This is a genomic window from Neobacillus sp. NPDC097160 (genome assembly GCF_044762155.1).
Lineage (GTDB): Bacteria > Bacillota > Bacilli > Bacillales > Cytobacillaceae > Neobacillus.
The window spans coordinates 123,550-145,054 of the sequence record NZ_JBIWDU010000017.1 but is presented as its reverse complement, the minus strand read 5'-3'; the positions used below and the strand labels follow the sequence as shown (position 1 = coordinate 145,054).

At 37.8% G+C, this 21,505-nt stretch carries 22 protein-coding genes; 5 read left to right on the top strand and 17 right to left on the bottom strand.

From position 1 onward, the window contains the following. Positions 1-38: 38 nt before the first annotated feature. The 9 genes from ACIQXV_RS22500 to ACIQXV_RS22460 form a co-directional block, all read right to left on the bottom strand. Positions 39-587: a peroxiredoxin gene (locus ACIQXV_RS22500; RefSeq protein ID WP_402962279.1), complete on the bottom strand. Its 549-nt coding sequence runs from the start codon at positions 585-587 to the stop codon at positions 39-41. A gap of 272 nt (positions 588-859) precedes the next feature. Further along, entirely contained in the window at positions 860-1,984 is a 1,125-nt protein-coding gene (locus tag ACIQXV_RS22495) for an N-acetyldiaminopimelate deacetylase (protein WP_402962277.1), read from the bottom strand. A gap of 188 nt (positions 1,985-2,172) precedes the next feature. Beyond that, positions 2,173-2,883, bottom strand: a complete 711-nt coding sequence (gene dapD, locus ACIQXV_RS22490) for a 2,3,4,5-tetrahydropyridine-2,6-dicarboxylate N-acetyltransferase (protein ID WP_402962275.1) — start codon at positions 2,881-2,883, stop codon at positions 2,173-2,175. Between the two features lie 73 nt (positions 2,884-2,956). Next, positions 2,957-3,844, bottom strand: coding sequence for a transcriptional regulator CcpC (locus ACIQXV_RS22485; protein ID WP_402962273.1), 888 nt, complete (start codon positions 3,842-3,844; stop codon positions 2,957-2,959). 30 nt (positions 3,845-3,874) lie between these two features. After that, entirely contained in the window at positions 3,875-5,380 is a 1,506-nt protein-coding gene (locus tag ACIQXV_RS22480; protein ID WP_402962271.1) for an MDR family MFS transporter, read from the bottom strand. A 49-nt stretch (positions 5,381-5,429) separates the two neighbouring features. Then, positions 5,430-5,876: a cyclic-di-AMP-binding protein CbpB gene (gene cbpB, locus ACIQXV_RS22475; RefSeq protein WP_402962269.1), complete on the bottom strand. Its 447-nt coding sequence runs from the start codon at positions 5,874-5,876 to the stop codon at positions 5,430-5,432. Positions 5,877-5,990: 114 nt separating this feature from the next. Then, positions 5,991-6,227, bottom strand: coding sequence for a YkuJ family protein (locus ACIQXV_RS22470; RefSeq protein WP_040204715.1), 237 nt, complete (start codon positions 6,225-6,227; stop codon positions 5,991-5,993). Between the two features lie 230 nt (positions 6,228-6,457). Then, entirely contained in the window at positions 6,458-6,691 is a 234-nt protein-coding gene (locus tag ACIQXV_RS22465) for a hypothetical protein (protein WP_402962267.1), read from the bottom strand. 71 nt (positions 6,692-6,762) lie between these two features. Beyond that, the gene (locus ACIQXV_RS22460) at positions 6,763-7,974 is read right to left on the bottom strand and encodes an EAL-associated domain-containing protein (protein WP_402962265.1); all 1,212 of its coding nucleotides are present in this window, start codon (positions 7,972-7,974) and stop codon (positions 6,763-6,765) included. A 139-nt stretch (positions 7,975-8,113) separates the two neighbouring features. Between ACIQXV_RS22460 and ACIQXV_RS22455 the strand changes: the two genes are divergently transcribed. After that, the gene (locus ACIQXV_RS22455; RefSeq protein WP_402962263.1) at positions 8,114-8,947 is read left to right on the top strand and encodes a C39 family peptidase; all 834 of its coding nucleotides are present in this window, start codon (positions 8,114-8,116) and stop codon (positions 8,945-8,947) included. Between the two features lie 161 nt (positions 8,948-9,108). After that, entirely contained in the window at positions 9,109-9,984 is an 876-nt protein-coding gene (locus ACIQXV_RS22450) for a metallophosphoesterase (protein WP_402962261.1), read from the top strand. Positions 9,985-10,015: 31 nt separating this feature from the next. On the opposite strand, the gene ACIQXV_RS22445 is transcribed toward ACIQXV_RS22450, so the two are convergent. Further along, on the bottom strand, positions 10,016-12,127 hold the full coding sequence (locus ACIQXV_RS22445) for a sensor domain-containing protein (protein WP_402962259.1): 2,112 nt from the start codon (positions 12,125-12,127) through the stop codon (positions 10,016-10,018). Positions 12,128-12,412: 285 nt separating this feature from the next. On the opposite strand from ACIQXV_RS22445, the gene ACIQXV_RS22440 reads away from it, so the two are divergent. The 3 genes from ACIQXV_RS22440 (at position 12,413) to ACIQXV_RS22430 (ending at position 14,654) form a co-directional block, all read left to right on the top strand. Beyond that, positions 12,413-12,895: a YkyB family protein gene (locus ACIQXV_RS22440; RefSeq protein WP_402962257.1), complete on the top strand. Its 483-nt coding sequence runs from the start codon at positions 12,413-12,415 to the stop codon at positions 12,893-12,895. Between the two features lie 218 nt (positions 12,896-13,113). Then, positions 13,114-13,314 carry a hypothetical protein gene (locus ACIQXV_RS22435; RefSeq protein ID WP_402962255.1) on the top strand — a complete coding sequence of 67 codons (201 nt, stop codon included), beginning with the start codon at positions 13,114-13,116 and terminating at the stop codon, positions 13,312-13,314. A gap of 185 nt (positions 13,315-13,499) precedes the next feature. After that, the gene (locus ACIQXV_RS22430) at positions 13,500-14,654 is read left to right on the top strand and encodes an aminotransferase A (RefSeq protein ID WP_402962253.1); all 1,155 of its coding nucleotides are present in this window, start codon (positions 13,500-13,502) and stop codon (positions 14,652-14,654) included. Positions 14,655-14,705: 51 nt separating this feature from the next. On the opposite strand, the gene ACIQXV_RS22425 is transcribed toward ACIQXV_RS22430, so the two are convergent. The 7 genes from ACIQXV_RS22425 to ACIQXV_RS22395 all read right to left on the bottom strand — a co-directional run bounded on the left by ACIQXV_RS22425 (position 14,706) and on the right by ACIQXV_RS22395 (position 21,413). Beyond that, positions 14,706-14,885 carry a hypothetical protein gene (locus ACIQXV_RS22425; protein ID WP_283922458.1) on the bottom strand — a complete coding sequence of 60 codons (180 nt, stop codon included), beginning with the start codon at positions 14,883-14,885 and terminating at the stop codon, positions 14,706-14,708. An 85-nt stretch (positions 14,886-14,970) separates the two neighbouring features. Beyond that, the gene (locus ACIQXV_RS22420; RefSeq protein ID WP_402962251.1) at positions 14,971-15,849 is read right to left on the bottom strand and encodes an NAD(P)-dependent oxidoreductase; all 879 of its coding nucleotides are present in this window, start codon (positions 15,847-15,849) and stop codon (positions 14,971-14,973) included. Between the two features lie 166 nt (positions 15,850-16,015). Continuing rightward, positions 16,016-16,489: a hypothetical protein gene (locus tag ACIQXV_RS22415; protein ID WP_402962249.1), complete on the bottom strand. Its 474-nt coding sequence runs from the start codon at positions 16,487-16,489 to the stop codon at positions 16,016-16,018. Positions 16,490-16,570: 81 nt separating this feature from the next. Then, complete coding sequence (locus ACIQXV_RS22410) at positions 16,571-17,356, bottom strand: SDR family oxidoreductase (protein ID WP_402962247.1); 786 nt, start codon at positions 17,354-17,356, stop codon at positions 16,571-16,573. Between the two features lie 130 nt (positions 17,357-17,486). Beyond that, positions 17,487-19,205 (bottom strand): phosphoenolpyruvate--protein phosphotransferase, encoded by a 1,719-nt coding sequence (gene ptsP / locus ACIQXV_RS22405; RefSeq protein ID WP_402962245.1) that lies wholly within the window; start codon positions 19,203-19,205, stop codon positions 17,487-17,489. Further along, positions 19,205-19,471: a phosphocarrier protein HPr gene (locus tag ACIQXV_RS22400; RefSeq protein WP_402962243.1), complete on the bottom strand. Its 267-nt coding sequence runs from the start codon at positions 19,469-19,471 to the stop codon at positions 19,205-19,207. The genes ptsP and ACIQXV_RS22400 overlap by 1 nt, the downstream gene beginning before the upstream one ends. Before the next feature lie 277 nt (positions 19,472-19,748). Beyond that, complete coding sequence (locus ACIQXV_RS22395; protein ID WP_402962304.1) at positions 19,749-21,413, bottom strand: glycerol-3-phosphate dehydrogenase/oxidase; 1,665 nt, start codon at positions 21,411-21,413, stop codon at positions 19,749-19,751. Positions 21,414-21,505 lie beyond the last annotated feature (92 nt).

Here is a 21,505-nt window from a genome sequence, read left to right as displayed (position 1 = left end):
AACACTTATGGAAGGTTAGGTCTATCATGTTTAGAAAATTATACGTTTAATGTAGCTTGTCCTGGCTTCCAGTTTGCTGGGCAAAGACCGCCAGTTTGTAATGCTTGAAGTACACGTAACGTTTCATCAACGTCACGGCCGATATTGTTGTGGTTTACAACAGAATACATTAATTCACCTTCTGGGCTGATGATGAATAAACCGCGAAGGGCGATTCCTTCTTCTTCAATTAATACGCCGTAATCGCGAGCAACAACATGGTTCGTATCTGCTGCTAACGGATAGTTTAAATCCCCAAGACCGTTTTCTTTGCGATCTGTTTTAATCCATGCAAGGTGTGTATGAATTGTATCAGTAGATGCACCAATAACAACAGCATCTAGGTCATCAAACTCTTCATAACGATCGGACATTGCTGTAATTTCAGTTGGGCATACAAATGTAAAATCCATTGGATAGAAGAATAATACAGTCCATTTATCATTTTTCATGTTTTCTTCAAGACTTACTTTTTTAAATTCTTTGTTTGGCATTACAGCATCCATTTCAAAGCGTGGAGCTTGTTTGCCTACCATACGTTCTGGCATTAGAATCCCTCCAAATAATTATTTACTGAGATTTTTTGCAATTCTTATTTGCAATCCCTTTGACAATTCTCATTATAGGACAAATATACTTTTGAGTCAATATTAAATTATAATTAATTTAAATAAATACTAATTATAATTTATCTTTTCATTTCCCTTTAGTCAGTTTTGCCTATTTCTCACGAGAATAACCGACAATATGTAACATTATTCCTTTTAATTTTAACATGGTTTACCAGCAGAACCAAATTAAATGACTTGTAGTTATAACATTAAAGCTGATTTCCTTTATAGGTTAAATAGCGTGTCATTACTTTTACAGCGACATCAATGGCCGCTTCATCTGGGTTTAATTTTGCATGATGGAGCCCAAAGGATGAATCAACTCCGAGCCAAAACATGAATCCGGGAATGTCTTTAAGCATATAACCAAAATCCTCACCTGTCATCGCTTCCTTACATTCAATTACATTAACAACCGGATCTTGTTGCATATAATTGATAAACTCTCTCGTAAGTGATTCCGTGTTATATACTTGGTGATACATGGAACCATAGTCAATGGCAGCTTCACATTCAAAACCCGCCTCAATCCCTTTTACAAGCGCTTCAATACGTTGCTTAACCTTTTTCATTGATTCCTGTGATAATGTCCGAATGGTCCCTTCAAGTCTTGCTTTTTCAGCGATAATATTTTGTACCGTTCCTCCTGTAATCTTACCAATTGTAATGACGGCACTATCTAATGGATTTACATTCCTTGATATAATGGTTTGCAGCTGATTAACAAGTGTGCAGGCAGCGATTACCATATCATTTGTTTGGTGCGGATAGGCAGCATGTCCTCCCTTACCCTTAAGGTCAATAAACAATTCAGAGGTATTGGCAAATAATAAACCTTCTCTTAGTGCGATTGTTCCAACAGGATACTCTGGTGCAATATGGAGAGCAAAAATCATGTCAGGCATCCATTCCTGCATTTCTTCCGACTTCAACATTGGCTCTGCCCCGCCAGGCCCCTCCTCAGCAGGTTGAAAAACAAATAGAAGGTTATCATTGATTGGATTTTGGACAAAATGTGTCAGCACTCCAAGCGCGATTGCCATATGAAAATCATGGCCGCAGGCATGCATCCTCGCCTCATGTGAAGAAGTAAAAGATAAACCTGTTTCCTCTGTTATAGGCAATGCATCAATATCTGTTCTATATCCGATAGATTGGGTAGGATTAAGACCATAAACCTTGACAAATAAACCTGTCCGCCATTTTTTTATCGAGATACGGTCTTGAGGCAATGACTGTAAGTAAGCCAATAAATATGCTTGTGTTTTAAATTCTTGAAAACCGAGTTCAGGAATTTGGTGCAAGTCCCGACGAATTTTAATGAATGGATTCATTTACCTCTCTCCTTATGCTAGAAAAGAAGCGTGGAAGAGATTCCACGCTTTGACTCGTATTAAAAATGAATTATATCTTAGAATTTCGAATACAATCTAGCTCCAGCGCCTAGGGGCTCGGGGTCATAAGCCAATCCGTCAAGAAGGCTCGTCTTATGCCTGTCGCCCCTGGTCAAGGCGCTTCCGCTTTATAATTGACGAAGTTCTTGCATGATCTCTGTTTTTGATTTCGTTTTTTCATCAATGTCTTTAATTTTCCTTGCCGGCATCCCTGCAACAACTGTAAATGGAGCAACGTCTTGGGTTACGACTGCTCCGGCGGCTACAACAGATCCGGTTCCTACTGTTACACCTTCAAGAACCACAGCATTGGCACCAATTAAAACATCATCTTCGATGACAACAGGTTTTGCAGATGGCGGTTCAATAACACCCGCTAAAACAGTTCCGGCACCGATGTGGCAATTTTTCCCAACAGTTGCTCTGCCGCCAAGGACAACACCCATATCAATCATTGTTTTTTCGCCAATTACAGCACCAATATTGATCACTGCCCCCATCATAATCACTGCATTATCACCAATTTCCACTTGGTCACGAATTGTTACACCCGGCTCAATACGGGCATTAATATACTTTGTGTCTAACAATGGAATAGCAGAATTTCGACGGTCATTCTCCACAACAAAGTCTTCAATTTTAGTCTTGTTTGCTTCTAAAGCAGCATTGATTTCAGACCATTCGCCAAAGACAACACCTGTGCTGCCATTAATAAAAACTTTAGCTTCGCTCCCAAAATCAATTCCATCTAGTTCACCTTTTACATATACCTTTACCGGTGTAGACTTTTTACTATTTTGAATAAAAGAGATAATTTCATTTGCATCCATCATTTTCATAACGTATACCCCCTATAAATATGTACTGAAAATACTTTAACAAACAACAGTAATGAAAACAAGAAAAACGACACTAATCTTCAGAAGATTCAGCGATGTGTTCCTTGATCAGCTCGACAAAGGCTGAAACTTGCTTTAATTGGAAGGCAGACTCATAACCTAACAGCCATGTATCACGTTTTAACGGCTCGTTATTCTCATCGAGGAGCGGTATTTTAAAAATATCCTTCTCAGCTTTACTTAGCGTAATTGCCGGCAAAATGGCGTAGCCTATTCCGTTAAAGGCCATTTGCTTGCATGTCTCAATTTGGTCAACAACAACTGTCCTCTTTGGTGAGGTTTTAAAGTTACGCATCCACCAATCTTGGATTTCTTGATAATAATTCGAGTCACTTTTAAATTGAATAAACGGACGGTCTGTTTCTAATACTTGTTCAGGTCTAGTAATTTCTCTGTCGACTAAATAAAGCGGATCATGAAAAAGGGGCACCTTTACCCCTTTCCAATCGGGTGTTCCCCGAATAATCCCTATATGGACCTGATCATCGTATAAACATTTCAGAATTTCGCTGCTCCACCCGGTTATCAGTGAAATCTTTGCTTGTGGATACTTATCGATAAACTTCTTTAAGACTTGTGGCAGCCAGTTTTGACCGACGATCGATGCCACAGCAATTTTCAATGTCCCGGAAACTCCTGCTTGGAGAGAATAGATGGTTTCGCGAACCTTTTCTTGCTTATTAAGGACGTCATTAACAAAATCGATGACATGTTCTCCTGCCGGGGTTAATGCTAACCCTTTTTGTGAGCGAATAAATAGTTTTGTTCCCCACTCTTTTTCGATTGTTTGTAAACGCTGTGAAAGGGCTGGCTGTGAAACAAATAACCGCTCCGACGCTTTCCGCATATTCATTTCCTGTGCCAATACCGATAATAATTGAAATTCTGATAATGAGGACAAGAAAATCTCTCCTTAAAAAGCCCTGTGAGTTTACACAGAGCCCTCGTTCTTTTTAGGAATAAATAATATTAATAGCAAACTAACGAAAGCAAAGGTAAGAACAACAAAATAAACAGAGTGTAGCGAAAACGTCAGCCCATCCTGTAATATACTTTTGACAGATTCAGATAGTTTATCCCGATCACTCGCCTTTAAGAGATTATTGGCATCATCCACTGTGATGGATTTATCTTTTTGGCTAAAATAATGGAGCATGCGATTATTAAGGATTCCTCCCAACATAGCAGCACCAATTGTATTGCCAAGATTGCGCATAAACATATTAGCTGCAGTAGCAATTCCCCTTTGCTGCCAGTCAACAGTGCTTTGAATAGAGACTATAAAGGCAGTGGAGGTTAAACCCATACCCACACCGACAAAAAAGGAGCCCAGAGCTGCCCATATTGGACCAGATGAAGCGGACATAGTCACAAAAGCGATACTCCCAATAATTAAGAAGACACCGCCAATAATAGATGTCTTCCGATAACCCATTGAAATCAGCATTCGCCCCGAAAGTGTGGATGCTATTGGCCAGCCGATTGACATCGCAGTCAAGGTAAATCCGGCCACAATAGGGGTTTGTTCCATTACCCCCTGGACAAAAGTCGGTAAAAAGCTAGAGATCCCAATTAACATAATTCCTGTTGTCAGTGATGTACTATTGGCGATAAAAATGGCTCGATGCTTCCAAATGGAAAATGGCATGACGGGTTCAGCTGCCCGCCTTTCTTGAAAAATAAAGGCGATCAAAGCAAGACCAGATAAAATTAAAAGACTGACCATCTTCCATGATCCAAAGCGGCCTCCGCCCTCAACAAGGACAAACATTAGCGTTGAAATCGTTATCATTAAAAGAATGGCACCAAGGTAATCAATCTTATGTTTTTTCTTTTCTACATTTTCATGTAAGAACATCCATAGTCCAACCAATGATAGTATACCAAGCGGTATGTTAATCCAGAAAACATAATGCCAACTGACATATTGGACAAGTAAGCCGCCGACAGCAGGACCTGTAATCGCTGAAATTCCCCATACACTCGAAAGATACCCCTGAATTTTCGCCCTTTCTTCAGCAGTGTATATATCTCCGACAATGGTTGTCGCAATTGGTGTGACCGCACCCGCACCAAAACCTTGAATTAATCGAAATATAATCAGTGTCTTCATGGAGGTGGCGAAGCCGCAAAGAATCGAGCCGATTAAAAAAATAATAATTCCGACAGTAAGAATCGGCTTTCGACCAAATAAATCAGATAGTTTCCCATAAATCAGGACGGTAACAGCATTCATTAAAAGGTATGCAGAGAACACCCAGCTATAAAGTGTGAACCCACCCAAATCTGCGACAATAGCAGGCATCGCCGTTGAAACAATCGTCGCCTCTATCGCACCCATAAACATCGCCAGCATGACTGAGGCCAGAACGAGCGGTTTTTTCGTTTGCCTTTTTGGATTGCTATTAACATCAGACTTTCCAATCTCTATAGCCATCATTACACCTCAAACTGAAAAAATATAGCTCCCATTCGGGAGCATCCATTTACTGCTTTTTAAATCTTTTTACAAGTTTATTTAATTGATTTAATACCGTGCTTCTTGGTAAAATCCCCTCAAAAAAACCATCTTCATTTTCAACACAAAGAAAAGGATGGTTTACAAGTAAATCTAAGCAGACAATGATTGACTCAGAAATGACCACTCGAGGAATCAAACTTTTCATAACCTCTTCCACCCGTTTGTTTTCAAGCAGTTCAAATTCAATTCGTTCAAGCCCAAGAATTGAATCCATAATAATCGGGGTACTAATTAGCCCATGCAGCTTGTAATGTGGATCTAATACAGGAATTGCAGTATAGCCACTTTTCGTTAATACCAATAAGGCATGTTCAAGATTGTTTCCGATTTGCACATGGGCAACTCGCTCTGATGATATCATTAATTCTTTTATGGTTAACTCTAAAAATTCTCCACTGGGAAGACTGATCATCGCCGAAAACTCCTCAATGTTTGTTTTTCTACAGACTTATTCTACCATAGTTTTCGAGGGACTGGGCTAATTTAAAACGGTTTATAGATAAAAAAAAGGAACCGATAAAGGTCCCTATTGAATCAAATCAAAAATTTCGATGGTAATCATATCAATGTTATCAAATTGATATCGCTTCGGCTTTTCCTTCTCGTTATATATTTCTAATTCAAATGTTTCCGTTTTCGGATGAAATGTTACCTGACATTTTCTTTCACCATTTACCTCAAAATAGCGTTGTGCCGGCTCACCACTATTAGATTGTTCCTGAAGGTTTTTTAACCTTGTTAATATACCTTGAAGTTGTGACATAAGGCTTTTCCTCCTTTCAAACAAAAAACAAACTGTCTACAGTTATGTTTCTCATTTGGCATATTTCTATCCTGATGGATTTTTTTCAGAATTTTACAAGTGATTCTTTTTTTTATGCCAATATTAAAAGAATAAAATACTAGACTCCATTTGTCCAAATAAATATAAAAAAATCGGTAAATTTTTTTAAAATATAAGAAAAAAATAGGCCTCTAGCTTGAGACCTATTATTAAAAGGTTATCGCAACAAATAGAATGATAAACAGAAGCAAGGCAAAAAAGATACCATATGCCAGGAAAATTGGGTTTTTTACGTAAACATTACTCTGTACTGGTTTAGCAATTTTTTTATCTAATTCCCCTTCAACCGTCTTTTGCTGTCTTGCAACAGACAATGTAAATAGCAGGGAAACCGCAAGAATACCGAAAATGGCAATGGCAAGGATATTAACGAAAAGATTCATGAGCAAGTCTCCTTCTTATGAACGTTATCATTAAATTGCCACTCGATGAAACATTCTATACAGGGGCACACTTACAGTAATTGGTCATGTTCAAATAAATATTGGTAGGATATATCGATAAATAAATAATCGGTCTCATTCATAGGAAATGAAAAAGTTCGAATGGTCTCACCTGTATCAATATCACAATACAAATCAGACAATCTTCCCTTTTGTTCATGGCGCATTTTTATGATATTTTCCAAAAAATACGGGCGCCAGCTCCAATTCTTGTTTAAATATTCAGATTGTGAATTCCAGCTATTTTTTCCTTTAAAAATATTGGCTGATTTTTGGAACCCATCCTCGTCACATATATACATCCGAAAGGCGATTCCGTCCAATTCTTTTATCAAAGCTTGAAATAGGTTGTCGTAGCTGGACTTTCTGTTTTTGATGACTATTTCTTGAACGGTTGCCTGAAAATATTCTGCTGTCGTAAATACAGCTTCTAATTTTCGCTTTTCATATGAAATAAAATCATGAAATTTTTCTTTTAAGCGATACTTTAAAAAATCACGCCGAATAAATTCTGCTGCTGGCGGATGTAAATAATAACCTTGATAGTAGTGACCGCCATTTTTCCAAGCAAACTGCAGCTGATAACTCATTTCAATATTTTCAAACAAAAGTGCTGCACCTATTTTTCTTGCCAAAAGGGACAATGAAAACAGGACATCATTAAAATTCATACCTGTTGCCGTAGATTTCAAGGCCTGAAGGTTGATTTTTATTATATCCGGTTCGAGTTCACCAATTCTTTCAAAATAATGACTTTCGCTTCCAATACTTGCAATCGCAATTTTTATGCCATACGTACGATAATATTGCAATAGATGATCAAACTGATCTAGATCGCCTTGATAGTTCCGATCAGAAATTTCAAGAACAATTCGTTTTAAACTCAATCCTCTTTTTTCAAATGCTAAAAGTTCTTGTAAAAAAGGTTCACCATGTCCATACATTAATAAATCGGCATTTCGATTCAAAAAAATCCGGACATCTTCATCGAGCTCAAGCGCTTTTTCAAGAGCCTTTTTCACTAATAATATATCCACTTCAAACTTATATTCATCAGGAATTTGCCCATCATGAAAAAAGGGACCTAAGCTCATGACTTCACCTGCTGACTGATAACGCCCCAAAACCTCATAGGCGATGACACATTGCTCATCGGCGCTAAAAATCGGTTGAAAATATGGAAAGCAATTTTCAAGATCCGATAGGATTTCCAATGCATCCATCCAAGTTCCTCCATATAAATTATTTCTCATTGTACGATACGCTTCAATCAAGCTTCTCGTTCTTTTCCAAAAGGATACCATTATAGCTGCAAGGATACAATCATATCCTATACACAAGCACACCGAAGGAGGTCAAGTGTTGAAAAAACTTTATTTATTAGCCTCCATCCTTCCAATGTTTGGATGCAGCCACTTTCAGGCTGATAAAAATGTAAGTTCAAACCAAGTAAAAATGACTGAGAAAACAAAATGGCGAGGGACATCCTCGATTCATACAGGGAGTAAAGCTTATACGATAAAAGACCTGGATAATCAAGTGATTAATCCGAAAGGCATGGAAAATAAATACAACTTAGTTAGTCCTGCTCCAAAAAAGGATTCGATCATACTTGATGTCATCCAAATCAATCAAAATCCTGAGTTAAAATACGGGTGCGAAGTGACTAGCCTTGCAATGGTATTGAATTACGCTGGTGTTAATACAAATAAAATGGACCTGTACCATACTATTCAGAAAGATCCAGATCCGCTTCTCAAGTCAGCAAAGGGAGATATCCAACAGTGGGGAAATCCTGCTGATGGTTTTGTTGGCGATATGACAGGCAAAAACGCCGGTTATGCGGTTTTTGATAAACCAATGATTGCCTTAATCAACCAAAAACTGCCGGGAAGAGCAGTAAATTTAACAAACCAGCCGTTCGAAAGGATATTAGAGCATGTTTCTTCCGGACATCCTGTAGTGGTATGGACAACTGGGGATTATCGCCTTCCTGACCGCCCTGAAGGATGGTACCATGGGAAACAATTTATCAAAACGCCCCTTGATTTACATGCGGTTGTTCTCGTGGGTTATGATGCCAATTATGTCTATTTAAATGATCCACTGTCTGGAAAAAAACAGGTAAGGGTTGGAATGGATCAATTTATTTCCTCTTGGAAAGCATTGCAGAGCCGTGCAGTTAGTTATCAATAAAAGCAGTCATTTTTTGACTGCTTTTTCGAATTATTTTTAGCTTTTTTGAATAAACAATTATAAGGAACCTTTTTGCTTGCAATATCGTTTGTTTTTAAAGAAAATACAGATGGACTCTTCTATTTTCTAGAAGCTGAAAAAAAGATAGGTTGGTAGAAAAAATGGCAAAAAAACAAACGAGGAGAACGTTTCTGAAACGTACCTTTGGTTCATTTCTTACGGTTCTCGGGTTGAGTTCCGGGGGATATCTCTATGCCCACCGCATTGAGCCCTCACTGCTCGATATTCAGGAACAGCAAATTAAACATCCATTAATCCCGAAAAGCTTCGAGGGCATTAAAATGGTTCAATTTAGTGATACCCACCTAGGATTTCAATACAATCTTACCCAATTCAAAAAATTAGCTGCTAAAATCAATGATCTTCAGCCAGATATCATTTTATTTACCGGCGATTTGATGGACGAGCCAAATAAATATACTGAAATGAATCAATTAGTACCCATTTTGGAAACATTACACGCCCCTCTTGGGAAATACTGCATTTTTGGAAACCATGACCATGGCGGCTATGGATCAGAAATTTACCGAAATATCATGGAGACCACCAATTTTAACGTCCTATTGAATGAGTCTATCCCGATTAAATTAAATGATGGCAGCAGCATTTACCTGCTTGGAATTGATGATGCAATGTTAGGAAACCCCGATTTACCGTTAGCCTTAAAAAAAGTACCGAATAACCGATTTACACTATTATTATCTCATGCCCCTGACCTTGCTGAATCAGCTTTGCAATATCCTATCCATTGGCAACTCAGCGGACACAGCCATGGTGGACAGGTTAAAATCCCCTTTATCGGGCCACTTGTCATGCCTCCATTTGCCCAAAAGTATCCCGAAGGACTTTATACAATAGGAGATGAAAACCCCTTAACCCTCTATGTAAACAGAGGAATTGGGACAACGCGGCTTCCCTTTCGGTTTATGGCCAAACCGGAGTTAACCATTTTCACATTGCGATCTGTTGAGAGGTAAATAAATCCTTATCCAATGAAAGGTAAGGATTTTATTTTCCTTTTTCCCGTAAAAATTGTTGCTCAAGCTCTTTAACAGGAAGCGGTCTTGAGTAGTAGAATCCCTGGATTTTATGGCAGCCGGCATTAGCAAGAAATTCCACTTGTTTTTTATTCTCTACCCCTTCAGCAATTACCTCTAAACCTAGACTTTTTCCTAGATGAATGATCGTCGATGTAATCGCAGCATCCTTTTTATCTGCTAGGATATCCCTTATAAAGGATTGATCAATTTTTAAAACATCTATTGGAAATTGCTTAAGATAATTTAATGATGAGTAACCCGTCCCAAAATCATCTACAGATATGGAAATGCCCAGCTCTTTCACTTTTTTTAGAATGGGAATCGTTTCCTTCGTATCGCTCATTGCCCCTTCGGTAATTTCAATTCCTAAAGAAGCTACCTGAATATGATATTTTTCGATCATAGATTGGATAAATGGAACAAGATTTGGATGCTGAAATTGCTTTGGTGAAATATTTATTGCCACTCGGATATTGGTAAATCCCTTTTCATTCCAAGACTGAATTTGCTCGCAGGCTTTTTCAATTACCCAATACCCAATCGAAATGATTAATCCTGTATCCTCTGCTAACGGAATAAACACGGCAGGTGATATTGCACCGAATTCTCTGTCATTCCAGCGAAGAAGAGCCTCAAGGCTTTTCACCTCACCTGTGGCCAAGTCAATTTGTGGCTGATAAAACAATGAAAGTTCATTTTTGTCAATGGCCTTTCTTAAGTGCGTCTCCAGCGTTACCACATTGGAAAAAACGGAGTTCATATCTGTCCGATAAAATTGAAAATGTGCCTTCCCTTTTTCTTTCACACGAAAAAGCGCCTCGTCAGCATTCTTGATCAGCATTTCCGCATCTTTCCCGTCATTAGGATACAGGCTAATGCCAATACTTGGAGATATAAAATATTCTTGTGAGTTAAAATACAAGGATTGCGAGAACACAGAAAATACCTTTTTAACAAATGTGCTGGCAGTATTGCGGTCAGCCGTAAGGAGCAATATATTAAATTCATCCCCGCCTACGCGATAAATAAAGCATTTTTCATTTTGAAATTGGTTTAAACGCTGGGCAACCCTTTTTAAAATTTCATCTCCTGCCAAATGTCCAAGTGTGTCATTCAAATACTTAAACCGGTCTAAATCAATAGAGATTAGGGCAAATTCCTGCGGTTTTTTAGAACGTAGAAAAATCTGTTTATTTAAATGCTCATGCAGGGCTCTTCTATTTAACAACCCCGTCAGTTGATCATGAAAAGCCATAAACTTAATCATTTCCATATTCTTGGACTGCTCTGACAAATCCTTAAAAATGACATAGAGTCCATTTATCATTCCATGAATGACGATAGGAACGGTTTTAATATGTACAATTAGTAAATGCCCTTTTGTATGGATAATTTTACAATCGAGTGACTCAAGTGCATAACCAGAACAGGTTTTCTCTAGAAGTGTTTTAAATTTATTTAAATCATGATCATGAATCACATCATAAATGGATCTATGTACCATCTGTTTTTCTGAACATCCTGTTAATTGAGCCGCTGCAGGATTGGCTTCAAGAATTTTTCCTTCCGGGCTAATCGTAAAAATTGCATCTAAGTTATTATCGATAATGGAACGATATCTTTGTTCACTTTCAACAATTTTATTTTTTTCAATCGACCATTCGGTTACATCTCTTGTTACCGCTACAACATACCTAATCGAATTTTTCTCATCATATATTGGCGTTATGATTGTTTCACCATAAACTTTCTTTCCATCATCAAAATAAAATTGGTCATCAAATAAAACATTTTCCTTTCTCTTTAATAATTTCTCATATTTTCGCTGAAGAGAATTGGCCAGTTCATCAGGCAGAGCTTCTTGAAACGTTTTACCTAGTGTTTCGACAGAGAGCTTCGCTTTTCTCATCCCTGATTCATTGACAAATAAATAACGGAACCGTGGCCCCTTTTCCACCTTCATGACAAAAACCATATCCTGAACATGTTGGAATATGATATCGAAAATGATTTTCTGTATTTTTCCACCTACCTTGCCATATTCCAATTCATTCGTTAATAAATTTTGTAATTGATTCATTAAATCATCCTTCAATCAAAAAAGTTCTGATTTATTAAAATAATGTTTTTACATTCTAGTATTTCTATTTTACAATGAAATGAACTGAAAGAAAGTAATTTATAGAAAATAACGATTATTTCGCTAAAATTTTTTTAATCTATTAATAGTATAGGATTACCTTACTATCCTAAACCGTATTTTTGTTGAATTGGATAAAGAAATGAAAAAAAGCCTCTAACTTATTTCTATTTTCATGAAAATAAGGTATAATATAGATGTTTTAAAAGAATGAAAGGAGAACATATGTTGAATCACGATCAGAAACATCCCCTACCAAATTTAAGTCTAACCATTGAAAACCTCGCACAAGCTGTCTTTATCGTGAATCGCCATGCAAAAACAGCAACAAACTCCAAATTTTTGTACAAATTAAAACAAGAATCACTTAAAAAAATGATTAATGAAGGCAAGGCAAGAAAAGTAGGTCTCCATTTTTCCGAACATCCGCGAAATAGCCAACAGCAATCCGATGTGCTTGTTGAATGTGGAAGATATACATTCCATATTCCTCCAATTAAATCAGATTTTCTTGACCTTCCCCATCTTGGAAAATTAGATGGTAGCGTAAGAAATCCAAAGGCTGCACTCTCCCTAAATATGGCAAAGGCATTGTTGCAATCCTATACTGGAATATCTGAGTTTGAGAATCCACCATCGAATCCACAAAAAAGACAACGAACCTACCAAAAACCGATTTTCAAAAAATTAGGCGAACGGTACTCATAAAATCAATACAAAAGGTCAGGAAAAAAGATATCCTGGCTTTTTTTCTTCACCAACAATCAATGATATTTATCTTATGTCTTATTTTTGCAATATCTTCTTGAGCATTTTGTGAACACCATCACAAACAAATAGACTCTTCTTTCAATCAGAATTACAATATTGGCATAAAGTGTAATTAAATCTTACACAGCAATAAATATTAAATGAGGTGCATGAGCATGAAAGGAACTGCCATTCTTTTTCAGGAGCAGAATATTACGTTTATTGAAGATGTTGAACATTCCTTTTACGAAGAAATCAAAGAGCAATGTGGTTGTGACCATTGCAGCTGTAAGCTTGATGAAAGAATAGTTGAATTCAGTTCTGTATCACCTGTTTTCTGGCACGAAGATGAAGTTGACTGGGATTATGGCTATTAATCATACTCTTTAATTTGATATATACTCCCCTTCCCCCTAAAAAACGGTCTACTGAGAAAATCTCGGGCCGTTTTTTATTTTCTTCTAAAGGCCTTTCTTAAATAGTAGAATCTTTAGCTAATTTTAGTCTATAATCAAACTATTCTAGAGGGCAGAAAGATCCTTAGGTGAAGGGATGAACTATATTGGAGCATTTAATTAATCAACGAGTTAAAACGATTGAAATCTCAGGCATTAGAAAATTTTTTAACATGGTAGCACATATGGATGACCTGATTTCTTTTACCATTGGGCAGCCTGATTTCCCTACCCCAGAGCATGTGAAGAAAGCTGGGATTGCTGCAATTGAAAACGACTTTACTTCCTATACTCATAACGCAGGTACCATTGAATTAAGAACAGCAGCCTGCGATTTTGTTGAAAAAAAATATGGCTTGAACTATAATCCCGAATCAGAAGTGATTGTGACAATGGGTGCAAGTGAAGCAATTGATATTGCGTTTCGGACGATTTTGGCAGAAGGAGTAGAAGTTATCTTACCGGGTCCTATTTATCCAGGCTATGAACCGATTATTCAAATGATGGGTGCTGTCCCTGTACATGTCGATATTCGCGAAAATCAATTTCGCTTTTCAATAGAGATGATTAAACAATATATTACAGATAATACCCGCTGCATTGTCCTGCCATACCCATCGAATCCGACGGGAGTAAGCCTCACTGTAGATGAGCTAAAGGAAATAGCTGATTTTTTAAAGGACAAGAACATTTTTATCCTTGCAGACGAAATATACAGCGAACTCACTTTTGATCAAAAGCATACGTCGATTGCGAGCTTCCTAAAAGAAAAGACAATCGTGATCAATGGGCTTTCTAAATCCCACTCGATGACTGGCTGGAGAATTGGCTTTTTATTTGCTCCTGAAAACATTGCAAAACATATTTTAAAGGTTCATCAATATAATGTATCATGTGCGAATTCGATTGCTCAGAAGGCCGCTTATGAGGCGTTAACTATGGGAATGGATGACGCTCTAGCGATGAAAAAAGAGTATGCAAAAAGAAGAGAATATGTTTATGACCGATTAAGCTTAATGGGGCTTACTGTGGTGAAACCTGATGGAGCATTTTATTTTTTTGTTAAAATACCAGAAGCTATTCATCTTAATAGTTTTGATTTTGCCCTTCAGCTTGTCAATGAAACAAAAGTGGCCGTTGTTCCGGGCAGTGCATTTTCCAAATATGGTGAAGGATATTTTCGGCTATCTTATGCTTGTTCAATGGAGACATTGGAAATAGGCCTAAATCGGATGGAACAATATTTTAAAACATGGTCATAAGTTCAACAGAAAACCCTCACTAGTTAATAGTGAGGGTTTCTATGTTATGGATTATTGTCCTTTATATTTACCGTTATTCTTAGGGGCCTTTTCTTTTTTGGCTTTGTCTTTGTGTATTTGATTAGTGGCTGCTGATCCCATTTCATGGGCAAATTCTTCATTTAAAACAGCAGAATCAAACCCCTTCTTGTTTTTTTGCTTTGCATCGTTCTTTTTCGTCCGTTTAGCCATAAAAATTCCTCCAATCAAGATTTTCTATCATAGTTTCTTGAAGTCAGGAGGAAATTATTCTTACCAGTTTGTGGCCATTATTTGATTAGTTTTTCCAATATTTATAAAGTGCTTGCGTGCCGCTATTTTCTTCACCTTTTTCAGCTAATAGATCATATAGGGATTTCGCAAGTGACAATCCGGGTACATCCATTTCCATTCGCTCTGCCTCATCTATGGCGATTTTCATATCCTTAATAAAATGCTTTATGTAAAATCCAGGCTCAAAATTTCCTTTTAACATTCTTGGTGCTAGATTGGATAATGACCAGCTGCCGGCTGCACCAGTTGTTATACTTTTTAAGACATTTTCCGGATCGAGTCCTGCTTTTTCAGCATAAATAATGGCTTCACAGACACCAATCATATTCGAGGCAATGGCTATTTGATTACACATTTTTGTATGCTGACCAGCACCAGGCTTCCCTTGATAAACAATATTTGTTCCAAGATATTCTAGTAACGGACGGACCGCTTCAAAGGCCTCCTCTTCGCCGCCAACCATGATGGAGAGTTTCGCTTCCCTTGCCCCTACATCTCCACCTGAAACCGGAGCATCGATTGAATGAATGCCTTTCTTTTTTGCTTCGTCATATATTTTTACAGCTAGAGAAGGAGCGGAGGTCGTCATATCAATAAAATAACTTCCCGGCTTACCATGTTGAAGCAAACCGCTTTCACCTAAAAACACTTCCTCAACATCTGTTGGGTAGCCGACCATAGTGAAAATAACTGCTGCCTTTTCCGCGACTTCCTTAGGTGTGTCGGCCCAAACTGCTCCACTATCCAATAAGTCACTTGCCCTTTCCTTTGTTCGCGAATACACAACTAATGAGTAACCAGCATTCAATAAATGCCCTGCCATACTTTTGCCCATTACACCTGTTCCAATAAAACCAATTACCGTATTTTCTGGAGTAAGCAATCTAACCTCATCCCCTCAATTAAATTTTCTTTTATTTTAGCACTTCTCCTAGTTTTAAGATATTAAAAAAGACCGTGACGTCCCAGCCCGTCCGGTCTTTCGTGCTCCATCTCCAAAATTATGCACATTCTAATGCTGTCCCTTAATGTGAAAAAATAAACCATTTTTATAACTCTGAAGAAAAATTGGTTAAATACACTCGTCCAAATACTTCCTCATCATTAAACACTTCAATTGACACTGCTTGATCCCGCTCAATCATATTCTTAAGCTCTTGAATATGTAAATCTTTTTGTAAGGGAAGCGGGTCCATAAAAATATATTTCTCACTCTTTCCTTTTACCTCTAAATAATCTCCATTTAGGACTTGGTCCTCACCGTAGATTATTTCCCTTTTCCCGATTGCAGCTGCCAATTTGTCATCGTGGATAGTGACTTTCACCTTATATAATTGGTGTCCTTCTAATATTTCATTGTTAATCCGAAAACGAAATTGCAGTTCATTATTTTTTGTGAGCAAGGCATCCGCATAACGGTTTACAATTAACTCATTTGAAAAAAACATCCCACAGCCGCTTAAAAATGTAGAACAAAATATTACCAGGATGAAAACAATGTTTATTTGAAATTTCCTTCGCATGCGTAACACTCCCTTATATTTTTACCATAGCCAAAATACATTGGTAATAAACGTTAAGAAAGGTTAATTAAGGATTTCTTTTTAAATTGCTTTAACCATACCGCCGTCAACGAGGAAAGAGCTGCCTGTCATATAAGAATTAGCATCCGAAAGCATAAATGCCGCCACGTTGGCAAATTCTTCTGGTGTTCCATATCTCTTTAATGGAATGCCAGCTTTTGCTTTGAGTTCGATTTTCTCCCTATCAACGCCAAGCTTGTCCGCATTCACTTGATCTAAGTGCATAACACGGTCTGTTGCTATCCTTCCGGGTGCAATTGTATTTATAAGGATATTATATGGAGCTAATTCAGAAGCAAGTGTTTTTGAGAGTCCTATAATTCCAGTCCGAAATGTATTGGAAAGTATTAATCCTGGAATAGGCTCTTTAATCGAGGAAGAGGCGATATTTAGAATTTTCCCTCCCTGTTGTTTTAGGTAGGGCAAGGTTTCTCTAATTAGGCGAACGTATGATAATAAATTTAACTCAAATGAGGCTTGCCAGTCTTCGTCCGTCAATTCTTCAAATGAAGCTGCCGGCGGGCCGCCTGCATTATTGACAAGTAATTGGATGCCCCCAAAGGTTTCAGCCGTAACAACTGCCAGCTTTTTAATGTCATTTAAATTGGTAATATCAGCTTTTTGATAGGATACTTTTCCTGAACCAATCGTTTCTAGTACATTGACTTTTTGTTTCAGCTTCTCCTCTTCCCTGCCGGAAATCATTACATTAGCTCCCTCTTTTACAAGCCGTTCAGCAATTGCAAACCCTAATCCCTGGCTTGAAGCCACTACCAGAGCAGATTTCCCACTTAAGTTCAATTCCATTTCTTGACCACTCCCTCTTTTTCCCACCTATTTCTATTATACAGGATTTCGTTAGGAAATACTTGGTAACCTGCTCAGGTACAAAAAGAAAAAGACCGGCACATATGCCAGTCCGAATCGATATTAGTTTTTAGTTGTTAGTTGTTGCAGAATGAACTGCTTCAATAACCTGTGAAGTGGTTTGCATATTAAGCACTTCTTGAGCAAGTTTCTCCATGTCGGATGTTGTCAAATTCTTGATTTGTGAACGAGCTTTTAAAATGGATGTAGCACTCATTGAGAATTCGTCAAGACCAAGACCAAGAAGAACTGGAATAGCTGTTTCATCCCCGGCCATTTCCCCGCACATACCAGCCCACTTACCTTCTGCATGTGCTGCATCAATGACCATTTTTACTAGTCTTAAAATTGAAGGGCTATACGGCTGATACAAATAAGCTACACGCTGGTTCATCCTGTCGGCTGCCATCGTGTATTGAATCAAATCATTTGTCCCAATACTGAAGAAATCTACTTCTTTAGCAAATTGGTCAGCTAATACCGCTGTTGATGGGATTTCTACCATGATCCCAAGTTCAATTTTGTCGGCTACTGTTTGACCTTCCGAAACAAGCTTTTGTTTTTCTTCTTCAAGAATGGCTTTAGCAGCACGAAACTCGTCCAAAGTGGCTATCATCGGGAACATGATTTTTAAATTCCCATAGCTACTTGCGCGAAGCAATGCCCGCAGTTGGGTACGGAAAATCCCTTGTTCTTCTAAACATAAACGAATGGCACGGAAGCCAAGGAATGGATTCATTTCTTTTGGTAAATCCAAATATGGCAGTTCTTTATCGCCGCCAATATCTAAGGTACGAACAACAACAGGCTTACCGGCCATTCCTTCTAAGACAGCCTTATAAGACTCAAATTGTTCATCCTCAGTTGGAAGCTGTTCTCTACCCATGTAAAGGAACTCGGTTCGATACAAACCTACACCCTCGCCGCCATTCTCAATAACACCTTTTAAATCATTAGGTGTACCGATATTGGCAGCTAACTCTACGTGATGTCCATCATTTGTCATAGTCGGTTCATTTACAAGTTTAGCCCACTCTGCTTTTTGAACCTCATAATCTTCATGGACTTTACGATACTCTGCAACAAGTTCAGGTGTTGGGTTAATATGTACTTCCCCTTTTAGTCCATCGACAATAACGAGATCCCCATTGGTAATTTCTTCAGTTGCTGTCTTTGTGCCAACAACAGCTGGAATTTCCATGGAACGAGCCATAATCGCTGAATGGGAGGTACGTCCGCCAATATTTGTTGTAAATCCTTTAACAAAATTACGGTTCAATTGTGCTGTGTCTGAAGGCGTTAAATCCTCAGCGACTATAATAACTTCTTCTGCAATCATACTTGGGTTTGGTAATTGAACACCTAACAAATGGGCTAGAACTCGCTTTGTCACATCGCGAATATCTGCGGCACGTTCTTTCATATACTCATTATCCATTTGTTCAAACATCATAATGAACATATCTGCCGTCTCTTTAAGCGCTGACTCGGCATTCTCTTTTTCAGATTGAATCTTATCCACAATTGGTGCATTAAGTTCAGGGTCACTTAAGACTAGGAGATGTGCTTCGAAAATCGCTGCTTTATCTGCCCCAAGATCTATTTTAGCCTTGTCACGAATAGCTTCAAGCTCGGATTTTGATTTCTCCATCGCCTTATTGAAACGCTCCACCTCAGCAGCGGAATCTCCAATGGTTTTCTTTTCAAACGATAAATCAGGTTCAACAAGACGGTATGCCTTCGCAATGGCAATACCGTTTGATGCTGCTATCCCTTTTAAAAAAGTCATTATTCTGCCAAACCTTCTTTTTTCAATGTTTCTTCTAATGCATTAAGTGCATCGCCCGCATCGTTGCCTTCTGCCGAAATTTTAATATCAGCACCTTGGCCTACTCCTAGGGACATTACGCCCATAATAGATTTTAAATTTACGGTTTTACCCTTATATTCTAAATTAATTTCAGAATCAAATCTGCTAGCTGTTTGTACTAATAAAGTTGCCGGTCTTGCATGAATACCTGTTTCTGCGATTACTTTAAATTGCTTTTCTGCCATGCTAAATCAAACTCCTTTAATATAAAATAAAAATTAAACTTGCTTTATTAAAAATAAACATTTCTTGGCATTTAGTCAACTAAATCAATACTTGACTAAAGAAAACAAATCAATTCTTGTCAGCATATTTTCCCCCAAAAAGAAAACAAACATGTATTGAATTAAATGATGTTTTCAATCATACAAATGCTAGAATAGCATTTTCACCTGTTTCTAACAAGAAAAAAGGATATAATCTGGCATTGTTCACAAAACTGTCAAAAACAATCAATATCCGTCATCCCTGTTCATCGATTGGAATGACAGCTCTTTCCAATACAGCTTCTAACGATTGCGAATATTTTTCCATATCTTGTTCTGTCCAATTTAATTTATCTGTCATGTAATCAATCACTTGCTTCTTCCATTTATACACTAAATCAATATTAAACAACATAGCTCCGGTTCGACGATTTAGGAAATCTATTGGTGTTGCAACCATCTCTTCTTCAATTCCATATATAAGCTTTGCAAATAATGATAATGGTAAACCATATTTTGCTGCATCAGCTTCGTTCAATCTTAGCAGTTCAAAAACTAAATCAACGTTTGATCCGTACATTCTTATTAATTGCTCTGCTTCATCACTTGTTAAATTTGCTTCTATTCCCTTTGCTTTCTTAGAAGCTACAAAAGTATTAAAATTTTTCGAACCGCCAACATGACCACCTGAAATTGGCATTGTTTTGGTTTCGCAATCAGGAAAATCCTTCGCTTCTTCAGTCTTAAATTTTGCTGCTAATAAATCTACAATGGTTTCAGCCATTTTTCGGTAACCTGTTAATTTACCACCCGCAATCGTGATCAATCCGGAATTTGACTCCCAAATTTCATCTTTTCGAGAAATTTCAGACGCGTTCTTCCCATCTTCGTAAATAAGTGGTCTTACGCCAGCCCAGCTGGATTCGATATCTTTTTCACTTATTTTCACTTCTGGGAACATGTAATTGATAGCATTAAGAATATAGCTGCGATCACTAACAGTCATTTTTGGATTAACTGCATTTTGATCATAAAATGTATCTGTCGTACCAACATATGCCTTACCATCACGCGGGATGGCAAACACCATCCTGCCATCTGGTGTATCAAAATAAATAGCTTGTTTCAATGGGAAGCGCGACTGATTAATAACAAGATGGACTCCTTTTGAAAGCTGCAATGTTTTTCCTTTTTTTGAATGGTCCATTTCACGGATTGAATCAACCCAAGGACCCGCGGCATTCACAATTTTTTTCGCATGCACCTCGTATTTTTCACCGGTCAACTGATCTTCTACAAATACACCAACAACTTTCTCATTCTGGTAAATAAGCTTCATAACCTTTGTATAATTACAAGCAACAGCTCCTTTTTCAACTGCTGCCTTCATCACTTCAATCGTCAGCCGAGCATCATCTGTCCGGTATTCAACATAATAGCCTCCGCCTTTTAATCCAGATTTCTTAATTAGCGGCTCCTTTGCTAATGTTTCATCGACTGATAACATGGTCCTTCGTTCTGATTTTTTAACCCCTGCCAAATAGTCATAAACTCGTAAGCCTATCGAGGTACTGAATTTGCCAAAGCTTCCACCTTTATGCAATGGAAGCAGCATCCATTCAGGTGTTGTCACATGTGGACCATTTTCATAAACGACGGCACGTTCTTTCCCCACTTCTGCCACCATTTTTACTTCAAATTGTTTTAAGTACCTTAGTCCGCCGTGGACTAATTTTGTTGATCTGCTTGATGTTCCGCCTGCAAAATCCTGCATTTCGACTAGTGCCGCATTCATTCCTCTTACAGAAGCATCGAAGGCAATCCCGGCACCGGTAATACCACCTCCGATTACCAATACATCATATTGTTCACTTTTTAACTTATTAATAATTTCATTACGATGCAGATTGGAAAATTTCATCATGATTCCTCCCGGTTATGAAGCATTATTATTTAATATGCAAAAATTTAGTAATAGGAAATAAGAAAAGACCACAAAAGACATTACCAATT

Excerpts from the sequence above, each read along its gene's own strand:
- ACIQXV_RS22400 (WP_402962243.1), bottom strand. The coding sequence starts at position 19,471 with ATGGCAGAAAAGCAATTTAAAGTAATCGCAGAAACAGGTATTCATGCA.
- ACIQXV_RS22435 (WP_402962255.1), top strand. The coding sequence starts at position 13,114 with ATGAAAGGAACTGCCATTCTTTTTCAGGAGCAGAATATTACGTTTATT.
- dapD (WP_402962275.1), bottom strand. The coding sequence starts at position 2,883 with ATGAAAATGATGGATGCAAATGAAATTATCTCTTTTATTCAAAATAGT.
- ACIQXV_RS22465 (WP_402962267.1), bottom strand. The coding sequence starts at position 6,691 with ATGAATCTTTTCGTTAATATCCTTGCCATTGCCATTTTCGGTATTCTT.
- cbpB (WP_402962269.1), bottom strand. The coding sequence starts at position 5,876 with ATGATCAGTCTTCCCAGTGGAGAATTTTTAGAGTTAACCATAAAAGAA.
- ACIQXV_RS22445 (WP_402962259.1), bottom strand. The coding sequence starts at position 12,127 with ATGAATCAATTACAAAATTTATTAACGAATGAATTGGAATATGGCAAG.
- ACIQXV_RS22450 (WP_402962261.1), top strand. The coding sequence starts at position 9,109 with ATGGCAAAAAAACAAACGAGGAGAACGTTTCTGAAACGTACCTTTGGT.
- ACIQXV_RS22480 (WP_402962271.1), bottom strand. The coding sequence starts at position 5,380 with ATGGCTATAGAGATTGGAAAGTCTGATGTTAATAGCAATCCAAAAAGG.
- ACIQXV_RS22495 (WP_402962277.1), bottom strand. The coding sequence starts at position 1,984 with ATGAATCCATTCATTAAAATTCGTCGGGACTTGCACCAAATTCCTGAA.
- ACIQXV_RS22440 (WP_402962257.1), top strand. The coding sequence starts at position 12,413 with ATGTTGAATCACGATCAGAAACATCCCCTACCAAATTTAAGTCTAACC.
- ACIQXV_RS22425 (WP_283922458.1), bottom strand. The coding sequence starts at position 14,885 with ATGGCTAAACGGACGAAAAAGAACGATGCAAAGCAAAAAAACAAGAAG.
- ACIQXV_RS22500 (WP_402962279.1), bottom strand. The coding sequence starts at position 587 with ATGCCAGAACGTATGGTAGGCAAACAAGCTCCACGCTTTGAAATGGAT.
- ACIQXV_RS22395 (WP_402962304.1), bottom strand. The coding sequence starts at position 21,413 with ATGAAATTTTCCAATCTGCATCGTAATGAAATTATTAATAAGTTAAAA.
- ACIQXV_RS22415 (WP_402962249.1), bottom strand. The coding sequence starts at position 16,489 with ATGCGAAGGAAATTTCAAATAAACATTGTTTTCATCCTGGTAATATTT.
- ACIQXV_RS22460 (WP_402962265.1), bottom strand. The coding sequence starts at position 7,974 with ATGGATGCATTGGAAATCCTATCGGATCTTGAAAATTGCTTTCCATAT.
- ACIQXV_RS22410 (WP_402962247.1), bottom strand. The coding sequence starts at position 17,356 with ATGGAATTGAACTTAAGTGGGAAATCTGCTCTGGTAGTGGCTTCAAGC.
- ACIQXV_RS22470 (WP_040204715.1), bottom strand. The coding sequence starts at position 6,227 with ATGTCACAACTTCAAGGTATATTAACAAGGTTAAAAAACCTTCAGGAA.
- ptsP (WP_402962245.1), bottom strand. The coding sequence starts at position 19,205 with ATGACTTTTTTAAAAGGGATAGCAGCATCAAACGGTATTGCCATTGCG.